This window comes from Flavobacterium sp. NLM (assembly GCF_002210235.1).
In the GTDB taxonomy this organism is placed as follows: Bacteria; Bacteroidota; Bacteroidia; order Flavobacteriales; family Flavobacteriaceae; genus Flavobacterium; species Flavobacterium panici.
On the sequence record NZ_LIAC01000003.1, the window covers coordinates 164416 to 184149 of the forward strand.

Below are 19734 nucleotides of genomic sequence, written 5' to 3' on the forward strand. Positions count from 1 at the left end.
TATTACTTCCCGGTTAAGGATTTAAAATAGAGAATCACTTTATCAACGAAGTTTATTTTTTGGAATAATGAACCTTCGTTATTTTTCAAATGTTTATAAAATGAAAGTTTATAAGAACCTGCATTTCGAACAATGCGGATTAAATTTTTAGTGATATGTTTTTGCAAAATTTCATGATTAAAATACCCTAGCTTTTCATTTTGTGAAAGCAGGAATTTTGATGCATTAATAGTTTCAATAATTTCTTCTGGAGAAAGCCCTTTTTTAAACGAAACAGCATTTAGGTAAAAATCAATTTTTGGATCGGCAGGATTAATTTCAAGCGCCGCCAATTGATTTACTTTAACTCTTTTTACAGATCGGTTTACATTATCAATTTTTGTTTTACTGATGTTATTATTGTGCTGTCTGTAATTTAACAGAGATTCAGGAATGTTATAAAAGTTAGTTTTAGCTAATAATCTGCTCCATAAATCATAATCCTCAACAGGAACATAGTCGTTATCGAATTTTAAATCTCCTAAAACTTCTTTCTTAAACATTACAGTTGGATTCCCAATGTTACAACTGTGTAAAAAAGATACTTTTATAGCATCTGGATTTGTGTTATGCTTTATGATTTTATCCTTTTTTGAACCAAAAAAAGTAAACCATGTACCGCAGACTCCAATTTCCGGATTGTTTTTTAATACTTCAATTTGTTTTTCAAAACGGGTTGGCAAAGCAATATCATCAGCATCCATTAAGGCAATATAAGTACCTTTTGCAGCGTTAATACCTTCATTCCTAAGGTTTGCAGGTCCAACATTCTGTTCTTTGTCTATAATAATTATTCGATTATCTTTAGCTTGAAATTTTTTAATTATTTCTAAACTTTCATCAGTAGATTTATCGTTTAATATGATAAGTTCAAAATCTGAGAATGTTTGACTTAAGATACTTTCAATGCTTTCGTGCAAAAATGAAGCTGCATTAAACACAGGAATTATCACAGAAATTTCAGGAAATTGAAGAATTTGCATGGTTTTTGTTTTATAAGGCAAAGATAATGTTTAAGTTAAAATTATCTTAAAAATTCGAAAGCAATTTTCGTAGATAATTTCGGAATGTTTTTATCTTTGCCCCTAACAAATTTAATTAAATGAAAAAAATTCAGGTCGGATTTTTAGTGTCGTATGATTATGAATTGCTTAAAATTGCTATTCCACAAGTATATAAAGAATCTGACTCAATTTTTTTAGCAATTGATAAAGAAAGAAAGACCTGGAAAGGAGAATCTTTTGTTATAGAAGACGATTTTTTTCAATGGTTGAGGACGATTGATGTCGATTCTAAAATAGAAATACTAGAAGATAATTTTTATCATCCGGAACTGACCAGCATGCAATGTGAAGTTTTGGAACGAAAAATTCTTGCCGATAAAATGGGTATAGGAAACTGGCTCATTCAATTAGATGCAGATGAATATTTTTTAGATTTTAAAGGGTTTGTAAAATTTTTAAAGTCAAAAAGTCATTTTCTGGATAATCCCGAAAAAAATCAGGTTCAGATTTCTCCATGCCTTATAAACCTATATAAAAGATTGGATAAAGGAGTATTGTATGTTAAAAAGCCGACCAAAATTATGGTGGCTACAAACTATCCTAGTTATAAAATAGGACGACAAACCCGTAAAAGAATCATTTATTTTAAAGGCCCAATTTTACACGAATGCATATCCAGAACAAAAGAAGAACTGGAAATGAAGTTTAACAATTGGGGACATGATACGGATATCAATAAAGAAGAATTCCTGAATAAATGGGAAACTGTAAACGAGTGCAACTATAAAAGCATGCGAAACTTCTTTTACATGGAACCGGAAAAATGGAAAAAACTGGCATTTGTTAAAGGTTCAACTTTTAATGAAATTAAAAACAACCTGGACTTTTTTAAAGTTCTGCCATCAGATTTTTTCATTTGGAAAAAAAACGTCGGGCAGTGGTTTAAACATTTAAATAAATAGAATTTATTTTACGATCTCTTTATAAACATTAAAATATTCAGCAGCTGCAACTTTCCAATCGAAACTTGCAGCTCTTTTTTTAAGCTGATTTTCGATTTCGGTTTTATTATTGTCAAAATTCGTTAATCCGCTAAAAAGAATCTCTTTCATATATTCAGGATCAAAATTGTTCCAATAATTAGAAACATCACCTCCAATTTCAGGCAGCGAAGTTTTATCAGATAAAAATACCGGTTTACCAAAACTCATCGCTTCAATTGGCGGAAGTCCAAAACCTTCGCGAATTGATGGAAAAAGAAATGCGGTACAGTTTTTCATATAAAACTGTTTCCCTTCATCAGACACTTTTCCGGTTAAAAAAACCTGATTTTCTAAATTATTATCAGAAATGAGTTTTTTGATTTCTTCACCGTATTTTTTATCGTTATTTCCTGAAATAATTAAATTAAAATCTTTTATGAATTTCATCATATTAATGATCGAACTGTAATTTTTTCTCTCAATAAAATCTCCAATGCAATAAAAGAAAGGCTTGTCAACAGGAACATTTGAAACAAAAGCAGAAGTATCTAAAAGTGTCGAAATTGGGTTTCCGTTATAAATAACATATTCAGGAACATTTGGAACATTAAAATGTTCGTGTGTATGTTTCTTTGCAAATTCTGAGATATAAGTAATCGCAGTAGATCTTTCTAGTTTTTCTGCAAAAAGCTTCTTTAATTTAGGACTTTTATCGTTTGAAACTTCTTCAACAAAATGAATATCGTGAACAGTTAGCAGATAATTTATTTTATGGAAAGGCTCAACTTTAATGTTTTGATTTACAGAATGCCATAAATCGTATTTTTTTCGAATTCTAAACAACGGATGTCTTGAAAGACTGCTGTATTTATGGTATTTAAATTTATCCTTAAATTCGTCTTTTAAAAGTTCCGGCTTTGCACTGTTCAGCGTTAATTCGTAATTATTAAAATCTAACGTAGATAATCCTTTAATTAATTCATAATTAAAAGTTCCTAAACCCGATGCTCTGTTGTTGATATTATGCGTTTCTAGAAAGATACTTTTTGAGGACATTATTTTCTTTTTTTACGAAAGTACAATAATAATTTGAAGTCTTAAATCGTATCCGTATTTTTGTCCCCTTATAAAAAACTACTGATGAATTTTAAAGTAAATCCTTCTTTCGAAAATAATGCTCCGTCAATTCTGGATACCATCAAAACGTTTAGTTCATCTGGCGAGCTTTTTGGAAACGGAGATCGTAATAAGATAAAATTGTTTGATTTAGATGGAAAAAAAATTAATATCAAATCATTTAAAATTCCGAATATAGTTAACAAAATTGCTTATCGATATTTTAGAAAATCAAAAGCCAGACGTTCGTTTGAATATGCCACGATTTTATTAGAAAAAGGAATTGGAACTCCGGAACCAATTGCATTTCTTGAGAATTTTAATTTAGTGGGTTTAAAAGATAGTTATTATGCCAGCGAACATTTAGTTACAGAGCTGACTTATAGAGAATTGGTAGAAATTCCAGAGTATCCTGATAACGATAACATTTTAAGACAGTTTACAAAATTCACTTTTGATCTTCATGAAAAAGGAGTAGAGTTTCTTGATCATTCGCCGGGAAATACATTAATTAAAAAGAACGAAAACAATATCTATAGTTTCTTTTTGGTCGATTTAAACCGAATGAATTTTCACGATAATATGAGTTTCGAACAGCGCATGAATAATTTTAGCCGTTTAACGCCTAAAAAAGAAATGATTGCTGTAATGAGCAACGAATATTCTAAATTCTATACGGATAAATCTGAAACTGAAATTTTTGAAAAAATGTGGCAGGCAACTTCTACTTTTCAGGAAGAATTTGCAAGAAAGAAAAGATTGAAAAAGAAACTTAAATTCTGGAAGAAATCTTAATTTGTTTCTGTATTTTTTTAAGTTCCTGAAAACGAACCGATACACTCAAAGCATTTAAGTAACAGATAATAATTCCCTTTCTTCCGTCTAAAAATCCAAGCCTTAATAAATATTGGTTTAAAAACTGATAAACAGGTCGAATATAGAAATGAAAAAAGTTAGGATTAGTGTTTTTTGTTAACTCTTCCTGCGCTTTTAACTGTCCGTAGAAAATCATTTTTTGCTTATAATTTTCGTAATCAGAATAAGAATGATGTGTTAGTTTGTGCTTTAATTTTTTAATTTCCCCTTTTACAATTAGTTTTTCGTGCACAATTTTATTGTTGTTATAGCGTGCATCTTCTTTTCTAAAAAGACGAATAATTTTATCATTCTGCCAGCCGCTAAAGTACAGTTTCTTGTTTTCGAAGATAAAATCTCTACGAAAAAAATAAGCAGAAGCACTTTTTGGCTGATTTATTTCACTAATAATTTCTCGCTGCAATTCCGGACTTATTCGCTCGTCGGCATCGATAAAAAGAATCCATGAATTGGAAGCTAAATCTATTGTATAGTTTCGCTGAATCGCAAAATTATCAAAAGCACGCTGAACAATTTTTACATTTTTGTAAGTCGATGCAATTTCGAAAGTTTTGTCGGTACTAAAAGAATCAACGACAATGATTTCATCGGCAAAAGCCAAATTATCAAGAACCTCACGTATGTTAGATTCTTCATTATAAGTGATTAGTAAAGCCGATAAAAGTTGTTTTGGAGACGAAATCATTTTTAGCGGATATTTTTTTCTAGAAATGATTCAATTTTGCCTTTAAAAAATTCAGGTTTAAATTCCTGATACAAAGACAAAGCTTCTTTTTTAAGCATTTTTTCAGATTTCTGCTCAAATAAATCCGAACGATAGTCTTTTAAATGTACTGATAAATGGTGGATTTCGTCTTCAAACGTAGCCCAGATTTTCTTTTCAATCCAAGGAGAAAAAATTATAAACGAAGGTTTTTCCAAAGCTTTAGCCATATTTATGGCGCCTCCGTCATTTCCTATAATTAAATCACATTGATTCATAATCGCAATAAACGAACGTAAATCACCGCCTAATAAATCAAAATATATCTTTTCCTGAGTCGAAGGTTTACAGGCGTTAAAAACAGTTTTTGCATCTTCAATCTGCTTCGGGAAATAATTAAAAAGAATATTTACATCGGCATTATCTGCAATATAATCAACCACTTTCGACATGAATTCCAGCGGATACGTTTTTAATTTCTCGCTTCCTAAAAGACTGATCATTACCGTTTTTCTGTCTTTGCGAACATTATGTTTTTCAAAAACGGCTAAAGCTTCCTGATTTTCTTTTTCAGAAACAAATAACTTCGGGATTGGATCTATGTGAATTTTTAAATCTAAAGGTCCTATTAATGAAAGTCTTCTTTCAATTGCTAAACCTAAATTAGTTTTAGGAAAAGGGGCGAAAGGAACATTATCGGTATAAAGAAAATTTCTTCCGGGTTTTTTATAAGAGATTTTTCTTTTGGCGTTGCTTAAAAATACTAATATCCAGCTTTCTAATTTTGAATAAGCATCAATAACCAGATCGTATTTTTCATTTCGAATTTGAAAACCAAGTTTCAATAATTCTTTTTTACTTTTTCGATGTTTTTCTTCAAATAAAATGATGTTGTCAATGCTTGAATTACCTTCTAAAACCGGAGTTGTCGAAGCATAAACCAAATAATCTATTTGAGCATCTGGATAAGCAGTACGCAGATTATTGCAAATAATACTGCTGACTAAAACGTCTCCAATCATTTTTTGTTGAATAACAAGTATCTTCATCTAAAAAAGGAATCTTTTAATTGGTTACAAATTGAAGCAAAAAAAATCCAAATTCCAATCATAATCAATTGGAATTTGGATTTTTTATTTATTTGTTCTTTATAAATTATACCGCAACGTCGTATTCGCGAAGTGCATTATTTAATGAAGTTTTCAAATCTGTAGATGGTTTACGAGTACCAATAATTAAAGCACATGGAACCTGAAATTCACCGGCAGCGAATTTTTTAGTATAACTTCCAGGAATTACAACAGAACGTGCAGGAACAAAACCTTTCATTTCAACTGGTTCATCGCCAGTAACATCGATAATTTTTGTTGAAGCAGTCAAACAAACGTTAGCACCAAGAACAGCTTCTTTACCAACGTGAACACCTTCTACAACAATACAACGAGAACCAATAAAAGCACCGTCTTCAATAATTACCGGAGCAGCTTGTAATGGTTCTAAAACGCCTCCAATACCAACACCACCGCTTAAGTGAACGTTTTTACCAATTTGCGCACAGCTTCCAACAGTTGCCCAAGTGTCAACCATAGTTCCTTCGTCAACATAAGCACCAATATTTACATAACTTGGCATTAAAATTACTCCGCTTGAAATATAAGCTCCGTAACGTGCTACAGCATTTGGTACTACACGAATTCCTTTTTCAGCATAACCTTTTTTTAGCAACATTTTATCGTGATATTCGAAAATACCAGATTGCCATGTTTCCATTTTTTGAATTGGGAAATACATTACAACTGCCTTTTTAACCCATTCGTTTACCTGCCAAGCGTCACCAACTGGTTCAGCAACACGTAATTTTCCTGCATCAACTAATTCGATAACTTCTCTAATAGCGTCAGTTGTAGTTTGTTCTTGTAATAAAGCTCTGTTTTCCCAAGCTTGTTCAATTATAGTCTGTAAAGAATTCATAGTTTAAATTTTTGGCAAAGATAACGTATTTATGGAAAAGCAAAAAAGTTAACGGAACCGAAAGTGTTATAAATATAACTTTTTGTTTTTAATTTGATAAATTACGTTTTTCAATATAATTTTTATTTCAATAATACACCACTAAAAGTTTTTTTTATATCAAAATATGACAAATATCAGATTCTCTAGTTTTTCTTCCATCTACTTTTGCCGGATTAATTCTGAGAAATCAGCATTAAATATACCAATCCAAAACATATAAAATCTACAAAAATGAATCAGGAAAATCAACTTAGAACTCCAGTTACGGTAATCGATAAAGAAGTTACGTGGGATAAAACACAGGTAATTATGAGTAAAACAAACGCCTTTGGTATTATTGAATATGCCAATGAAGTTTTTGTTGACGTTTGTGGTTACGAAGATTACGAATTAATGGGGCAGCCACATAATATTATTCGCCATCCCGATATGCCAAAAGTTATTTTTAAAGTGCTTTGGGAAAATCTTAAAAACGGAAAAAACTTTCATGCAATCGTAAAAAATCTGGCAAAATCAGGAAGATATTATTGGGTTATTACGGATTTTGATATTGCAAGAGATGAAAATGGTGTAATTGTAAATTATTTTGGAAGAAGACAAGCTGTTCCGCAAGAAGTGATTGCGATGCATATTGAACCATTGTATAAAAAGTTACTTCAAATTGAAGCGGCAAGCGGCGTAGAGTTTAGCGAGAAATATTTGATTGGTTTTTTAGAAGAAAAAAAGAAATCATATGTTGAATATATTAAGGAGTTAATTTACGATCATAAAAAAAATCAGGCAAAGTTTGCTCATTATGAAGAAGAACAAGATGGAGAAGAAGAGGAGCACAGAGGTTTTTTCGACAGATTATTTAATCGATAAAAGAGAATAATTTTTAGTTTTTAAATATTTAGGTTCGGGTCCGTTTTGAGTTTTCAAGGCGGGCCTTTTGGTTTTAAGTTTAATTTAAAAAACATGAATCCAAAAAGGTTTATATTTGTATTGTAAAATGAAAGTATTATGGAAGCGATTAGATTAGAGTTTCAGCCGGAAATTAAAGAAAAAATCTTGAGTTTTTTAAATTCATTTTCTTCAGATGAATTAAAAATAACTCCTGAAGATCCTGATTTTGAAGAAAACAAAAAGAAAGTACATAAAGCTTACGCTAATTTAAAAAATGGAACAGCAAAACTATATACAGTAGAAGAAGTTGATGAAATTTTAGAAAAAAGAATTTCTAAATATGAAGATTAATTTTACTGAAGATTTTTTGTTTGCTTTAGAAGACCAAGTTGATTACATAGCCCAAGATAAACCGAAAGCGGCTAAAAAATTTAAGAATGATTTATTAAAAAAAATTAAAAAGGATATCCAAAATCCTTTTCTCTTTCAAAGATCTCAATATTTTGATAATGAAAATATAAGGGATTATGTTTTTAAAGGATATGTTTCTGTTTATGAGGTTGATATTGAAGAACAAGCTATTTTTGTCTTCAAATTTATTAAATACAGAAATTCTATCTAAGTTTCACAGATTTCCTTTCTATCTTTGATAAAAAATTCAAAATGCCAAGAATCCTTTCCATAGACTACGGACAAAAACGCACCGGAATTGCTGTTACAGACGAAATGCAGATTATTGCATCGGGTTTAACTACGATTCCTACTCATACTTTAGTTGATTTTCTAAAAGATTATTTTGCTAAAGAAAAAGTAGAAGCAGTTTTAATTGGCGAACCAAAACAAATGAACGGGCAGCCATCAGAAAGTGCATCTGTGATTAATGGTTTTGTAACCCATTTCTCGAATATTTTTCCTGAAATGAAAATCATTCGTGGAGATGAACGTTTTACTTCAAAAATGGCATTTCAAACCATGATAGACAGCGGACTGAGTAAAAAACAACGCCAAAATAAAGGGCTTATTGATGAAATTTCGGCAACCATTATGCTTCAGGATTATCTTTCGTCTAAGCGTTTTTAAGTTTATTTCTGATTAAATTTCCATTTTTAGAAAAATTTATAATTTCCTAACTTTTATCATGTAAAAATTAGTTTTTTTTTGCGATTGAAAAAAGTACCTTTGCATTTTAAAACAAATTACTGTTATGCCTGACAATACAATACGTTCCAATAGTGAAGTAGTGCTTATTGGAGCTGGAATTATGAGTGCAACTCTTGGATTAATTTTAAAAGAGCTGCAGCCCGATATAAAAATTGAAATTTACGAAAGATTAGATGTGGCAGCTGCCGAAAGCTCGGATGCCTGGAATAATGCAGGAACCGGACACTCTGCCTTTTGTGAATTAAATTATACTCCAGAAAAAGCAGATGGAAGTATCGATCCCAAAAAAGCAATCAGCATAGCAGAATCTTTTGAAATTTCACGCCAGTTCTGGTCGTATTTAGTGCAGGAAAACAAAGTTCCTTCTCCAGAAAATTTTATTAAAAGTGTTCCTCACATGAGTTTTGTATGGGGAGATAAAAATGTTGAATATCTTAAAAAGAGATTCGAAGCACTTCAAAGCAATCCAATTTTTGCTGAAATGACTTTCAGTACAGATTTTAATCAGTTGAAAGAATGGATGCCTCTTGTAATGGAAGGCAGAGAAGAAGGAGAAAAATTAGCGGCAACCCACATGGAAATTGGTACCGATGTTAACTTTGGAGCCTTAACCAGAAGCATGTTTAATTATCTTGAAAAATTAGACGGAGTAACTTTATATTTTAATCACGAAGTTCAAAAGTTAAGACAACGCGAGGATAAATCATGGAGAATTAAAATTACAGATTTAGCTACAGGTCAAAAAAGAAAAGCATATACCCAATTCGTATTTATTGGAGCCGGAGGTGGTTCATTGCCTTTATTAGAAAAAGCAAATGTTCCGGAAGGAGACGGTTACGGAGGTTTCCCAGTAAGCGGTCAATGGTTAAAATGTACAAACCCGGAAGTTATTGCAAAACACCAGGCAAAAGTGTACGGAAAAGCAAGCGTAGGTGCACCTCCAATGTCTGTTCCGCATATTGATACACGTGTAATTGATGGCGAAAAAGCACTTCTTTTTGGACCATTTGCCGGATTCTCAACACGTTTCCTTAAAAATGGATCTTATTTAGATTTACCATTATCAATAAAAGCAAACAATTTAATTCCGATGCTTTCTGCCGGATTTCATAATATTCCACTAACAAAATATTTAATTGAACAGGTTCGTCAGTCTCCAAAAGACAGAATGAAAGCACTTCGCGAATACTTGCCAAGCGCACGTTCTAAAGACTGGAAATTAGAAAAAGCAGGCCAGCGTGTTCAGGTAATTAAAAAAGGTGAAAATGGCGGCGGAGTTTTGGAGTTTGGAACTGAAGTTATTACAACACACGACGGAACTTTAGCAGTATTATTAGGAGCTTCTCCGGGAGCATCAACTGCAGTTGCCATTATGGTTGATTTAATCAGCAGATGTTTTACAAACCAAATTAAAACACCGGAATGGGAAGCTAAAATGAAAACAATGATTCCATCTTATGGTAAAACGCTGAATGATAAACCAGAGCTTTTAGCAGAAATGAGAAAACATACAGCAGAAGTTTTAAAAATTAAATAAAACTTCCGTTAAAAATAAAAAAAGAAGCTGTCTCAAAAGTTGAGACAGCTTCTTTTTTTATTTTACATACTTCCTTGTTCCGTAGGAACATTTCATTGGTAGAAAATTATATTTTTATAATGGTTGACGTTCCGTAGGAACGTTTGATTTTTGCATTGTTTTTTAATAACCTGACCTATCAAACGTTCCTACGGAACCGCAGATTTGACTGATTTTTATTTTTTTCTACCTACGAAACATTCCTATGGAATGAAAAATAGGATATCAAAAAGGGATCAATTAAGTCACTAAAAACAAACAAAATAATTATAGTAAAAGAGCTGTCTCAAAAGTAGAGACAACCTCATTTTTTATTGGTATAAATTATAATTAATCGTTGTTTACCGCTTTTAATTCTTTCGTTATTTTTAAAATTTTCTCCGCAAGATTACTCATCCAGATCAATTGTTCGATAACCATCGAAGCTTCCTGCATTTTAGCCTGACGTGTTTCTTTATCCAATTCATCATCAGTTGCAAGGCGAGTAAAGTTTTTACGTTTAAGTTCTTCAAACTGTAAAGTCACATCCTCTTTATCAAAAAAAGTATCCGTTATAATTGTTTCATTTCTTAAAATAGAAATCGAATGTTCCAGATTTTGTAAAATAGTTTTTATAATATAATTGAAAGATTCTGATGCCGATGTTGTTTGATGTGATTGAATATAAGTCGATAAAGACGCTAAAGCTGATAAAAGTGAATGATTTAAAACTACCAATTTATTAACCAGCGGCATTGTTTTCTGCTTCGATTTTGGTTCCTGCATCATTCGTTGAAAAGAAGTCATTAAATTTCCTATTTCAACAAAAGCATTTTTTCTGGATAATCTGTAAGACGTTGGAATTTCGCCTTTTTTATTATAAAAATCAGCAATTTCTTTAAGATAATTTCGATTTGCACGTATCGAATTTTCAATATGAATTGGCGTATTAATAAATTCCCACGCCGGCCATAAAAACTGATTGGCAATAAAAGCTAAAGTTGCTCCCGCAAGTGAATCTAATATTCTAAACTGAATAACTTCAACCACATTCGGCGTTAAAATTCCGTAAATAAAAACCACATACATCGTTACAAACGTGGCACTTATTTTATAATTAATCTGCGTAAACGAAATTCCCAAAAGCATACATACAATTGAGAAAATACTTAAAGCAACATGATTTTGAATTACAGAAACAATTCCAAAAGCGAGAAGACCTCCTAAAATAGTTCCGAAGATTCTGTTATAAGAACGCTCTTTTGTTAAACCATAACCGGGACGCATGATTACTACAATCGTCAATAAAATCCAGTATACGTTTTGAAACGGCAGAAATTTCCCGATTATAAAACCAATTAAAATCGTAATCGTTAATCGAAGCGAATGCCTGAATATGGACGAAGAATAACTGAAATTTTCAATAAGGGTTCTTATAGGATAATATTGCGGTGTTAAGAATTTTTCTAATTCCTTGTCCTTATCTTTCAACTTGTAAGACTGCATTGCCAGCGAGAAAGCACGCTGAATAATTTTAATTTTTCCAACCTGATTTTTAGCATACTTGAGCATATTGGTCAGCATCAAGACACCTTCTGCAGCTTCTTCTTTACCTAAAGTTTTTTCGTAATCAAAAATGGCAAATTCAAGCGCATCTAATTCATTTTTCAAATCATTTTTATCTACATAAACCGCAATATGGTGTACGTTTTTTGAAAGTTTTTTAAGAGTAGAAGCTAGTTTGTAAGCAACATTTTGATACGTACGAAGCACCTCAGGATGTTTGGCAAATTTTTCATGAAGTTTACTGTGATCAAACGACGTGTAAAGCGCTAATTCCTGAATTTCAACCAAAGTGATAAAGACCAGAAGCATTTTTCGATTCTGCGTTGTAGTTGCAGATGCATTTTGATTTCCAATCAGCATTTTACGCAAATCCTCATGAATCAAATTAAGATCAACTTGTATTGCTAATTGTTTTTCTATAATTTTTTGACGATCCGCAGCCGGGCTCCATAAATCACCTCTTAATTTTAAATACTTTGCAGTCAGTTTTATACCCTCGGCAATTTGTAATTCTACATATTTATAAGGCTGTACAAAATGAAAAACCAGTGAAACTATAAGATATAAAATTCCTCCTGTAAAAATAAATCCTGAATATTGCAAAGCTTCCCAGCCCGTATGCAAATGCCCAAATGATAAAGAAATCGACAATAAAGCAGAAAACGAAACCAAAGTAGCACGCTGTCCGTAAACTGAAATCATCGAACATAAAAACAATAAAAAACCTAAAAACGGATAAAATAAAAGAGGAAAAGGATAAGCTAGGTTTACTAATAAATTTACACCCGAAACAATTAAAGAAGCAACAATTAATCCTTTGATTTTGTGGCTTAATGAACTCGGAATATCACTTGGATACGTATAAAAAGCACCAAGCGCAATCGTAAAACCTATTTCAAAATGCCCTAAAAAATTCAAAATTACAACAGGTACAACCGAAGCAATAGTAACTTTTGATGCATTTAAAAAGGAAGTACTGTTGGTAAATTTCGAGATTCGATCAAACATATTGTGAGGTTTACTAGCAAAGTTAAGAATTGTACGAAATATTTTGGCATAATTATAGCGGAGTTTTCCAAAGCATATAAAAATTTGTTATAATGTGCCTTTACAGCTAATCGTTGACTATTTTTTACTATTTTTGCCAGCTGAAATATGTTAACCCTAATATAAGGTTTTCATTAGATAAAACATTAAATAATTACAAATGATTTTACCAATTGTAGGATATGGTGATCCTGTTTTAAGAAAAGTAGGAACGGCAGTTACGCCAGATTATCCAAACTTAAAAGAGACAATAGCAAACATGTATGAAACCATGTATAATGCTTTAGGAGTTGGACTTGCAGCACCGCAGGTTGGTCTTCCTATTCGCCTATTTGTTATTGATACAACTCCTTTTAGCGACGATGAGGATTTACCAGAAAATGAACAGAAAGACTTAAAAGGTTTCAAAAAGACTTTTATCAATGCTAAAATCGTTAAAGAGGAAGGTGAAGAGTGGAGTTTTAATGAAGGATGTTTGAGTATTCCTGACGTTAGAGAAGATGTTTACAGAAAACCAACTGTTACGATTGAGTATTGTGAAGAAGATTTCGTAATGAAAACAGAGGTTTTTGACGGTTTAATCGCAAGAGTTATTCAACACGAATACGATCACATTGAAGGCATTTTATTTACGGATAAAATATCTTCTTTAAAAAAGCGTTTGATTCAAAAGAAATTAAAAAACATCACCGAAGGCAAGACTTTTCAGGAATACAGAATGAAATTTGCTGCAGCAAAGAAAGGAAGATAAGAAGTTCTAATAATTTAGAACATTAATAAAAAGACAAAAATTCTTAATACTAATTTTAATAAACATGAATTTAGACAAAATTTTAGCCATTTCTGGGAAACCAGGTTTATATGTATTGAAAGTGCAGACTCGTACAGGTTTTGTGGCAGAATCATTATTAGACGGAAAAAAAATTACAGTAAACTTAAAAAGTAACGTAAGCTTACTATCAGAAATTTCAATTTATACACACGAAGGAGAAAAACCATTGACTGAAGTAATGCAAAAAATTGCTGCTAAAGAAAACAAAGGTCAGGCGATTTCTCACAAAGAAGATAATGCAACTTTAGCTGCTTATTTTAAAGAAATTTTACCGGATTATGATGAAGAAAGAGTTTATCCTTCAGATATTAAAAAAGTATTAAACTGGTACAACACACTTCAGGCTAAAGGTTTAGTTACTGATTTAGCTCCAGCTGCTGCTGAAGCTCCGGAAGAAACTCCGGTTGTTGAAGAGAAACCAAAAAAAGCACCAGCTGCTAAAAAGCCAAAAGCTAAAAAAGAAGAAAAATAATTTTTTCTGAATTCAAATATTGATCCCGTTAAGATATTTCTTAACGGGATTTTTTATTTAAAATTAGTTGCTATTTAAGTTTTAAAATATAATTTTGTAAGAAAAATAATATTTAATAATAACGTAAAATTGGATTTGATTGTTTGTGCATTTGTAAATGAATGCATTGTTTTCGCAGTTGTTTTTGAAATTGTTTTTTTGGCTTTGAAACTAAATTTTAAATGATAGGAAAAATGAAAAAGGAAATGAAAATTTTTGCCATAATAGCAGCTTTAGTATTAGCGACAGCCTGCAATAACAAATCAAAAGAAACAGAACAATCTGTAACTTCATCAGATACAACAAAAACCGAACAGAACAAGAAACATTGGGAGTACGAAGGTGAAGCAGGGCCAGATCATTGGTCAGAAATCGATCAGAATGATTGCGGAGGAAAAACACAATCTCCAATTGATATAGTAGAAACAGAAAAAGATAAAACAATAAAACCTATTGATTTTCATTACAATCTAAAAACAAAAATTCACGATGTTGTCAATAATGGGCACACGATTCAGTTCGATTTTGAACCTGGAGATTATATCGTAATCAATGGAGATCAATACGAATTAAAGCAATTTCATTTTCATGAATCAGCAGAACATACTATAAAAGGTGTGCGATATCCGTTAGAAATTCACATGGTTCATAAAAATAAAGACGGAAAATTTGCCGTAGTTTCTATTATGGCACAAGAAGACAAGAAAAGCAATGAAACTTTTGAATTTCTTGACAAGTATCTGCCTAAAAAAGCTAATGATACTGTAAAAGTTAATAGTGACTTTAATATCAATAAAGTTCTTCCTCAAAATAGATCTTATTATACTTATACTGGTTCATTGACAACACCGCCTTGTACAGAAAGCGTACAATGGTTTATTTTTAAAACTCCAATTGTAGTTTCTATTAAAATGATAACAGATTTAAAAAAGATAATGCCATTGAATAATTTTAGAAATGTTAAGGAATTAAACGGCAGAAAAATTAAAGAGTCAATCTAAATAAAAAGAAGGTATTTTGCCTTCTTTTTTAGTTTAGGAAAGAACCGTTTAATCGACAAATTGTTTTAATTTTGGTATCTTAAAATAAAAAAAATGAGCAAAGAACTTCAACTCAAAGCCTTCGAAAGATTATTAATTATCATGGATGAACTTCGTGAGCAATGTCCGTGGGATAAAAAACAGACCTTGCAGACATTAAGGCATTTAACGATTGAAGAAACTTACGAGTTAGGCGATGCCATTTTGGACAACGATTTAAACGAAGTAAAAAAAGAACTTGGAGACTTACTGCTTCACATTGTTTTTTATGCTAAAATAGGCTCAGAAACCAATGATTTTGATATTGCAGATGTCTGCAACGAAATCTGCGATAAATTAATTCACCGTCATCCTCATATTTATTCAGATACAGTTGTAAAAGATGAAGAAGAAGTAAAACAAAACTGGGAGAAACTAAAACTTAAAGAAGGTAAAAAATCAGTTTTAGAAGGAGTTCCAAAAAGTTTACCGGCATTAGTAAAAGCAAGCCGAATTCAGGATAAAGTAAAAGGAGTAGGGTTTGACTGGGAAGAACCGCATCAGGTTTGGGATAAAGTTCAGGAAGAACTAGACGAATTACAGGTTGAAGTTCAAGCCGGCGATCAGGATAAAATCGAAGCAGAATTTGGAGATGTTTTATTCTCGATGATAAACTATGCCAGATTTTTAAACGTAAATACGGAAGATGCTTTAGAACGCACGAATAAAAAATTTATCAAGCGTTTTCAATATTTAGAAAGCAAAGCAGGTGAATTAGGAAAACCTTTAATGGATATGACTCTGGCAGAAATGGATGTTTTTTGGAACGAAGCTAAAAAGCAGTAATTTATTCCGCCATTTTTTTTAATGCTTTTACATTTTTAAGCATTATTTTTTTACCTACTAATTCAATTAATTCCAGTTTATTAAAGTCAGATAATAAGCGGATGCAGCTTTCAGTTGCTGTTCCTATTATTCCGGCAAGTTCTTCTCTGGTAAGCTGTACTTTTAGGGTTTTATCTTCATTTTCTCCAAACTCATTATGTAAATGCAATAAAGTTTCTGCCAAACGCTGTTTGACCGTTTTTTGAACCAAAGCAATTTTATCATTTTCAGATTCTTTCAAATCCTCGCATACAGACTGCATCAAATTCAAAGAAAACTGATTATTGTTATTAAAGAAATGGATAATTTCTGATTTCGGAATAAAACAAACTTCCATGTCAGCAATAGCTTTTGCAGATAAATTTGCAGGTTCATTGCTAATCATGGAACGCTGCCCTAAAAGTTCTCCGGATTTTACAAGTTTAACAATTTGATCTTTTCCGTTGGCACTCAATTTTGAAAGCTTTCCAACTCCGTCCTTAACGCAGAAAACGCCATTTGTAACATCGCCCTCTTCAAAAATAGCTTCGCCTTTTTTAATCGTATAGGTAGTTTTGCTATTAGCTAATTTTATAACTTCATCTTTATTTAGGGCTTTTAGAGAAGAAAGCTGACGAACAATACATTGATCACATTTATTCATAGCAGGAGTAATTTGGAGCAAAATTAACCAATTCCTGCGGTTTAAAAGTACTTTTACGTTTAAAAATGCGTAGAAAAAGGTATTATTTCAATTTGACAAATTATTTCATTACTTTAGGATTAGATTTCAATATAACATGATAAATGTCATAGTTATAGTCACTGCCTTTTTTGAATTTTGCAAATTAAAAAACAAATTATGAGCGAGCAGAGTTGTTTTCATTGCGGGCTGACTATTCCTAAAAATGAAGAGATCAATTTTGATGAAAAAAAGTTTTGTTGTATTGGTTGTAAAACAGTTTACGAAATTTTTAGTCAAAATGATTTAACCTGCTATTATGATTTCGAAAAATCGCCTGGAGCTACTCCTCAAGACATTCAGGGCAAATATGACTTTTTAGACAACGAAGCAATTTTAGCTAAAGTTCTCGAATTTCAGGAAGCAAATACTTCAATAGTTTCATTAAATATTCCGCATATTCACTGCAGTTCCTGTATCTGGATTCTCGAAAACCTAAATCGTTTACAGCCCGGAATCAGCGCTTCACAAGTTAATTTCCCCGAAAAAAAGGTTCGAATCACCTTCAATTCAGAAACCGTTTCCCTAAAATCAATTGTATACTTATTAAGTTCAATAGGTTACGAACCCTATATTAGCTTAGAAAATTACGAAACAGGCAAAAATAAAGTAGACAGAAGTTTAACTTATAAAGTAGGCGTTGCCTTTTTCTGCTTCGGAAACATTATGCTGCTTTCTTTTCCAGAATATTTCGAAATCAAAGAATTCTGGTTAGATAGTTATAAACCGTTTTTCAGGATTTTAATTTTTCTTTTAGCGTTGCCGAGTTTTTTCTATTCTGCAAGCGGTTATTACGTTTCAGCTTATCATAGTATAAGAACCAGAATGCTAAACATTGATATTCCTATTGCTTTGGGAATTATTGTAATGTTTATCCGCAGCAGTTATGATATGCTGATGGATCACGGACCGGGATTTTTTGACAGTTTGGCCAGTTTGGTTTTCTTTATGCTGCTGGGGAAAATGTTTCAAACAAAAACCTATAGTTTTTTAAGTTTCGAAAGAGATTTTAAATCTTATTTTCCAATTGCGGTAACCAGAATAAATGCTGATTTTTCAGAAGAAAGCGTTCCAATTTATGATGTTTTAAAAGGAAACAGATTATTGATTCGGAATCAGGAATTAATTCCCGTAGACGGAATTTTAATGAGCGAAAAGGCCGAAATTGATTATAGTTTCGTTACCGGAGAAGCTGTTCCAATCACAAAAAAATCAGGAGATAAAATATTTGCCGGCGGAAAACAAATTGGAAAAGTAATCGAAATGGAAGTTTTGCATTCTGTTTCGCAAAGTTATCTGACTCAATTATGGAGTAACGAAATTTTTCAGAAAAAAGTAGAACAAAAACACAAAACAATTACAGATGCTTTAAGCCGATATTTTACACCAATTTTATTGCTAATTGCCTTTGCTGGATTTGGTTACTGGATATTTATCGATGTCAATATTGCCTTTAATGTTTTTACAGCAGTATTAATTGTGGCTTGTCCTTGTGCACTTGCGTTAACGGCCCCGTTTACTTTTGGAAATATTCTCAGAATAATGGGAAAACAAAAAATGTATCTTAAAAACGACTTAGTAATCGAACAATTGGCTAAAGTTGATACTATTGTTTTTGATAAAACCGGAACGATTACGACTAATAAAAAATCTAATATTCTATACGAAGGAATTGATTTTTCAGATAAAAATTTACAATTAATAAAAAATGTGCTCCGATGTTCAAATCATCCTTTAAGCAGAATGCTGTATGACTTTTTACCAGAATATGACAGAGTTAAAATTGATGATTTTCAGGAAATTACTGGGAAAGGAATTTTGGCTTTCGCCGAAGAAAAAGAAGTGAAAATAGGGTCTTCATCATTTGTTGAAAGCCCAATTTTAGAATCCTCAGAAATAGAAAGAACCTCGCTTCATATTAGAATAGACAATATCTATTACGGAAAATTTGTTTTCCAAAATCAATATCGCGAAGGCCTTGAAAAGTTATTTGCAACGCTTAGCAAAGACTATAATATAAAAGTGCTTTCTGGAGATAATGATGGCGAAAGAGAAAATCTCGAAGCTATTTTACCTAAAAATACCGAACTCGTTTTTAATCAAAAACCAGAACAGAAATTAGACTTTATTAAAAAACTGCAGGAAACAGGAAAGAATGTTATGATGGTTGGAGATGGTTTAAATGATGCGGGAGCCTTGGCACAAAGCAATGTAGGTATTTCTGTATCTGAAAATGTAAATGTATTTTCTCCTGCCTGCGATGCAATTCTCGATGCAGGTGAATTTTCACGATTAAACTATTTCTTAAAACTTTCTCATAAATCGATCCTGATTATTAAAATGAGTTTTGGCCTGTCACTTCTATATAATATCGTAGGTCTTACGTTTGCTGTTACGGGAAATTTGCTTCCTATTGTTGCGGCAATCATTATGCCTTTAAGTACAATTACGATTGTTAGCTTCGTTACTTTTATGTCTAATTACTTCAGTTGTAAGAATTTAAATTGATTTTACGTAATTTGTAAGATTATTTTACTTAATTTTAACATTCTTCTATAAGCATGATAATTATCATATTTTAAACGCCACTGACCTAGTAATTTTGTTAACATAAATTTACGGTATGAGTGTTATTTATCTTTTAATTTCAGTAAGTATTTTCGTGGCAGTCTGTTTCTTTATTGCCTTTATCGTTGCTGTCAAATCCGGACAATATGATGACGATTATACGCCCTCGGTCAGAATCCTTTTTGATGACGAGACCAAAATTATTTCCCCAAATAATAATTCACCAATCGAAGAAAAACAAGTATAAATT

General features: G+C 31.7%; 20 protein-coding genes. 13 read left to right on the plus strand and 7 right to left on the minus strand.

Going from position 1 to position 19734, the window contains the following annotated elements; translation table 11 throughout:
- Window positions 1–2 precede the first annotated feature (2 nt).
- A complete protein-coding gene (locus APR43_RS05055) occupies window positions 3–1022 on the minus strand; it encodes a glycosyltransferase family 2 protein (protein ID WP_053473627.1) in 1020 nt (339 codons plus the stop codon).
- Window positions 1023–1141: 119 nt separating this feature from the next.
- Between APR43_RS05055 and APR43_RS05060 the strand changes: the two genes are divergently transcribed.
- Window positions 1142–2005: a hypothetical protein gene (locus APR43_RS05060; protein ID WP_053473626.1), complete on the plus strand. Its 864-nt coding sequence runs from the start codon at window positions 1142–1144 to the stop codon at window positions 2003–2005.
- 3 nt (window positions 2006–2008) lie between these two features.
- On the opposite strand, the gene APR43_RS05065 is transcribed toward APR43_RS05060, so the two are convergent.
- A complete protein-coding gene (locus APR43_RS05065) occupies window positions 2009–3082 on the minus strand; it encodes a glycosyltransferase family 4 protein (RefSeq protein WP_053473625.1) in 1074 nt (357 codons plus the stop codon).
- Window positions 3083–3166: 84 nt separating this feature from the next.
- On the opposite strand from APR43_RS05065, the gene APR43_RS05070 reads away from it, so the two are divergent.
- Window positions 3167–3937, plus strand: a complete 771-nt coding sequence (locus APR43_RS05070) for a hypothetical protein (RefSeq protein ID WP_053473624.1) — start codon at window positions 3167–3169, stop codon at window positions 3935–3937.
- On the opposite strand, the gene APR43_RS05075 is transcribed toward APR43_RS05070, so the two are convergent.
- From APR43_RS05075 to APR43_RS05085, 3 genes are all read right to left on the minus strand, one after another.
- On the minus strand, window positions 3915–4703 hold the full coding sequence (locus APR43_RS05075) for a glycosyltransferase family 2 protein (RefSeq protein ID WP_053473623.1): 789 nt from the start codon (window positions 4701–4703) through the stop codon (window positions 3915–3917). The two genes, APR43_RS05070 and APR43_RS05075, sit on opposite strands and share 23 nt — an antisense overlap.
- Before the next feature lie 2 nt (window positions 4704–4705).
- Window positions 4706–5770: a glycosyltransferase family 9 protein gene (locus tag APR43_RS05080; protein ID WP_053473622.1), complete on the minus strand. Its 1065-nt coding sequence runs from the start codon at window positions 5768–5770 to the stop codon at window positions 4706–4708.
- 106 nt (window positions 5771–5876) lie between these two features.
- Window positions 5877–6692, minus strand: coding sequence for a 2,3,4,5-tetrahydropyridine-2,6-dicarboxylate N-succinyltransferase (locus APR43_RS05085; RefSeq protein ID WP_053473621.1), 816 nt, complete (start codon window positions 6690–6692; stop codon window positions 5877–5879).
- Between the two features lie 273 nt (window positions 6693–6965).
- On the opposite strand from APR43_RS05085, the gene APR43_RS05090 reads away from it, so the two are divergent.
- The 5 genes from APR43_RS05090 (at window position 6966) to APR43_RS05110 (ending at window position 10317) form a co-directional block, all read left to right on the plus strand.
- Entirely contained in the window at window positions 6966–7598 is a 633-nt protein-coding gene (locus APR43_RS05090) for a PAS domain-containing protein (protein WP_053473620.1), read from the plus strand.
- Between the two features lie 138 nt (window positions 7599–7736).
- Window positions 7737–7970, plus strand: coding sequence for a hypothetical protein (locus tag APR43_RS05095; protein WP_053473619.1), 234 nt, complete (start codon window positions 7737–7739; stop codon window positions 7968–7970).
- Window positions 7960–8241 (plus strand): type II toxin-antitoxin system RelE/ParE family toxin, encoded by a 282-nt coding sequence (locus APR43_RS05100; protein ID WP_053473618.1) that lies wholly within the window; start codon window positions 7960–7962, stop codon window positions 8239–8241. The genes APR43_RS05095 and APR43_RS05100 overlap by 11 nt, the downstream gene beginning before the upstream one ends.
- A gap of 41 nt (window positions 8242–8282) precedes the next feature.
- Window positions 8283–8699, plus strand: a complete 417-nt coding sequence (ruvX, locus tag APR43_RS05105; RefSeq protein WP_053473617.1) for a Holliday junction resolvase RuvX — start codon at window positions 8283–8285, stop codon at window positions 8697–8699.
- Window positions 8700–8823: 124 nt separating this feature from the next.
- Complete coding sequence (locus APR43_RS05110) at window positions 8824–10317, plus strand: malate:quinone oxidoreductase (RefSeq protein WP_053473616.1); 1494 nt, start codon at window positions 8824–8826, stop codon at window positions 10315–10317.
- 369 nt (window positions 10318–10686) lie between these two features.
- Here the strand turns inward: APR43_RS05110 and APR43_RS05115 are convergent, their stop codons facing one another.
- Window positions 10687–12909 (minus strand): FUSC family protein, encoded by a 2223-nt coding sequence (locus APR43_RS05115; RefSeq protein ID WP_053473615.1) that lies wholly within the window; start codon window positions 12907–12909, stop codon window positions 10687–10689.
- A 199-nt stretch (window positions 12910–13108) separates the two neighbouring features.
- Here APR43_RS05115 and def point away from each other — a divergent pair, with 199 nt between their 5' ends.
- From def to mazG, 4 genes are all read left to right on the plus strand, one after another.
- Complete coding sequence (gene def / locus APR43_RS05120) at window positions 13109–13699, plus strand: peptide deformylase (protein WP_053473614.1); 591 nt, start codon at window positions 13109–13111, stop codon at window positions 13697–13699.
- Between the two features lie 64 nt (window positions 13700–13763).
- On the plus strand, window positions 13764–14252 hold the full coding sequence (locus APR43_RS05125) for a DUF5606 domain-containing protein (protein ID WP_053473613.1): 489 nt from the start codon (window positions 13764–13766) through the stop codon (window positions 14250–14252).
- Between the two features lie 233 nt (window positions 14253–14485).
- Entirely contained in the window at window positions 14486–15292 is an 807-nt protein-coding gene (locus APR43_RS05130; RefSeq protein WP_240514929.1) for a carbonic anhydrase, read from the plus strand.
- A gap of 93 nt (window positions 15293–15385) precedes the next feature.
- Window positions 15386–16156 (plus strand): nucleoside triphosphate pyrophosphohydrolase, encoded by a 771-nt coding sequence (mazG, locus tag APR43_RS05135; RefSeq protein WP_053473611.1) that lies wholly within the window; start codon window positions 15386–15388, stop codon window positions 16154–16156.
- A gap of 1 nt (window position 16157) precedes the next feature.
- Here mazG and APR43_RS05140 read toward each other — a convergent pair whose 3' ends face one another.
- Window positions 16158–16838: a Crp/Fnr family transcriptional regulator gene (locus tag APR43_RS05140; protein ID WP_053473610.1), complete on the minus strand. Its 681-nt coding sequence runs from the start codon at window positions 16836–16838 to the stop codon at window positions 16158–16160.
- A gap of 198 nt (window positions 16839–17036) precedes the next feature.
- Between APR43_RS05140 and APR43_RS05145 the strand changes: the two genes are divergently transcribed.
- Together APR43_RS05145 and ccoS are read left to right on the plus strand one after the other, a co-directional pair.
- On the plus strand, window positions 17037–19424 hold the full coding sequence (locus tag APR43_RS05145) for a heavy metal translocating P-type ATPase (RefSeq protein ID WP_053473609.1): 2388 nt from the start codon (window positions 17037–17039) through the stop codon (window positions 19422–19424).
- A 115-nt stretch (window positions 19425–19539) separates the two neighbouring features.
- Entirely contained in the window at window positions 19540–19731 is a 192-nt protein-coding gene (gene ccoS / locus APR43_RS05150) for a cbb3-type cytochrome oxidase assembly protein CcoS (protein ID WP_053473608.1), read from the plus strand.
- The last annotated feature ends 3 nt before the right edge of the window (window positions 19732–19734 follow it).

Excerpts from the sequence above, each read along its gene's own strand:
- APR43_RS05100 (WP_053473618.1), top strand. The coding sequence starts at position 7,960 with ATGAAGATTAATTTTACTGAAGATTTTTTGTTTGCTTTAGAAGACCAA.
- ccoS (WP_053473608.1), top strand. The coding sequence starts at position 19,540 with ATGAGTGTTATTTATCTTTTAATTTCAGTAAGTATTTTCGTGGCAGTC.
- def (WP_053473614.1), top strand. The coding sequence starts at position 13,109 with ATGATTTTACCAATTGTAGGATATGGTGATCCTGTTTTAAGAAAAGTA.
- APR43_RS05085 (WP_053473621.1), bottom strand. The coding sequence starts at position 6,692 with ATGAATTCTTTACAGACTATAATTGAACAAGCTTGGGAAAACAGAGCT.
- APR43_RS05080 (WP_053473622.1), bottom strand. The coding sequence starts at position 5,770 with ATGAAGATACTTGTTATTCAACAAAAAATGATTGGAGACGTTTTAGTC.
- APR43_RS05055 (WP_053473627.1), bottom strand. The coding sequence starts at position 1,022 with ATGCAAATTCTTCAATTTCCTGAAATTTCTGTGATAATTCCTGTGTTT.
- APR43_RS05060 (WP_053473626.1), top strand. The coding sequence starts at position 1,142 with ATGAAAAAAATTCAGGTCGGATTTTTAGTGTCGTATGATTATGAATTG.
- APR43_RS05070 (WP_053473624.1), top strand. The coding sequence starts at position 3,167 with ATGAATTTTAAAGTAAATCCTTCTTTCGAAAATAATGCTCCGTCAATT.
- mazG (WP_053473611.1), top strand. The coding sequence starts at position 15,386 with ATGAGCAAAGAACTTCAACTCAAAGCCTTCGAAAGATTATTAATTATC.
- APR43_RS05115 (WP_053473615.1), bottom strand. The coding sequence starts at position 12,909 with ATGTTTGATCGAATCTCGAAATTTACCAACAGTACTTCCTTTTTAAAT.
- APR43_RS05065 (WP_053473625.1), bottom strand. The coding sequence starts at position 3,082 with ATGTCCTCAAAAAGTATCTTTCTAGAAACGCATAATATCAACAACAGA.
- APR43_RS05130 (WP_240514929.1), top strand. The coding sequence starts at position 14,486 with ATGAAAAAGGAAATGAAAATTTTTGCCATAATAGCAGCTTTAGTATTA.
- APR43_RS05110 (WP_053473616.1), top strand. The coding sequence starts at position 8,824 with ATGCCTGACAATACAATACGTTCCAATAGTGAAGTAGTGCTTATTGGA.
- APR43_RS05095 (WP_053473619.1), top strand. The coding sequence starts at position 7,737 with ATGGAAGCGATTAGATTAGAGTTTCAGCCGGAAATTAAAGAAAAAATC.
- APR43_RS05090 (WP_053473620.1), top strand. The coding sequence starts at position 6,966 with ATGAATCAGGAAAATCAACTTAGAACTCCAGTTACGGTAATCGATAAA.
- APR43_RS05075 (WP_053473623.1), bottom strand. The coding sequence starts at position 4,703 with ATGATTTCGTCTCCAAAACAACTTTTATCGGCTTTACTAATCACTTAT.
- APR43_RS05145 (WP_053473609.1), top strand. The coding sequence starts at position 17,037 with ATGAGCGAGCAGAGTTGTTTTCATTGCGGGCTGACTATTCCTAAAAAT.
- APR43_RS05140 (WP_053473610.1), bottom strand. The coding sequence starts at position 16,838 with ATGAATAAATGTGATCAATGTATTGTTCGTCAGCTTTCTTCTCTAAAA.
- ruvX (WP_053473617.1), top strand. The coding sequence starts at position 8,283 with ATGCCAAGAATCCTTTCCATAGACTACGGACAAAAACGCACCGGAATT.
- APR43_RS05125 (WP_053473613.1), top strand. The coding sequence starts at position 13,764 with ATGAATTTAGACAAAATTTTAGCCATTTCTGGGAAACCAGGTTTATAT.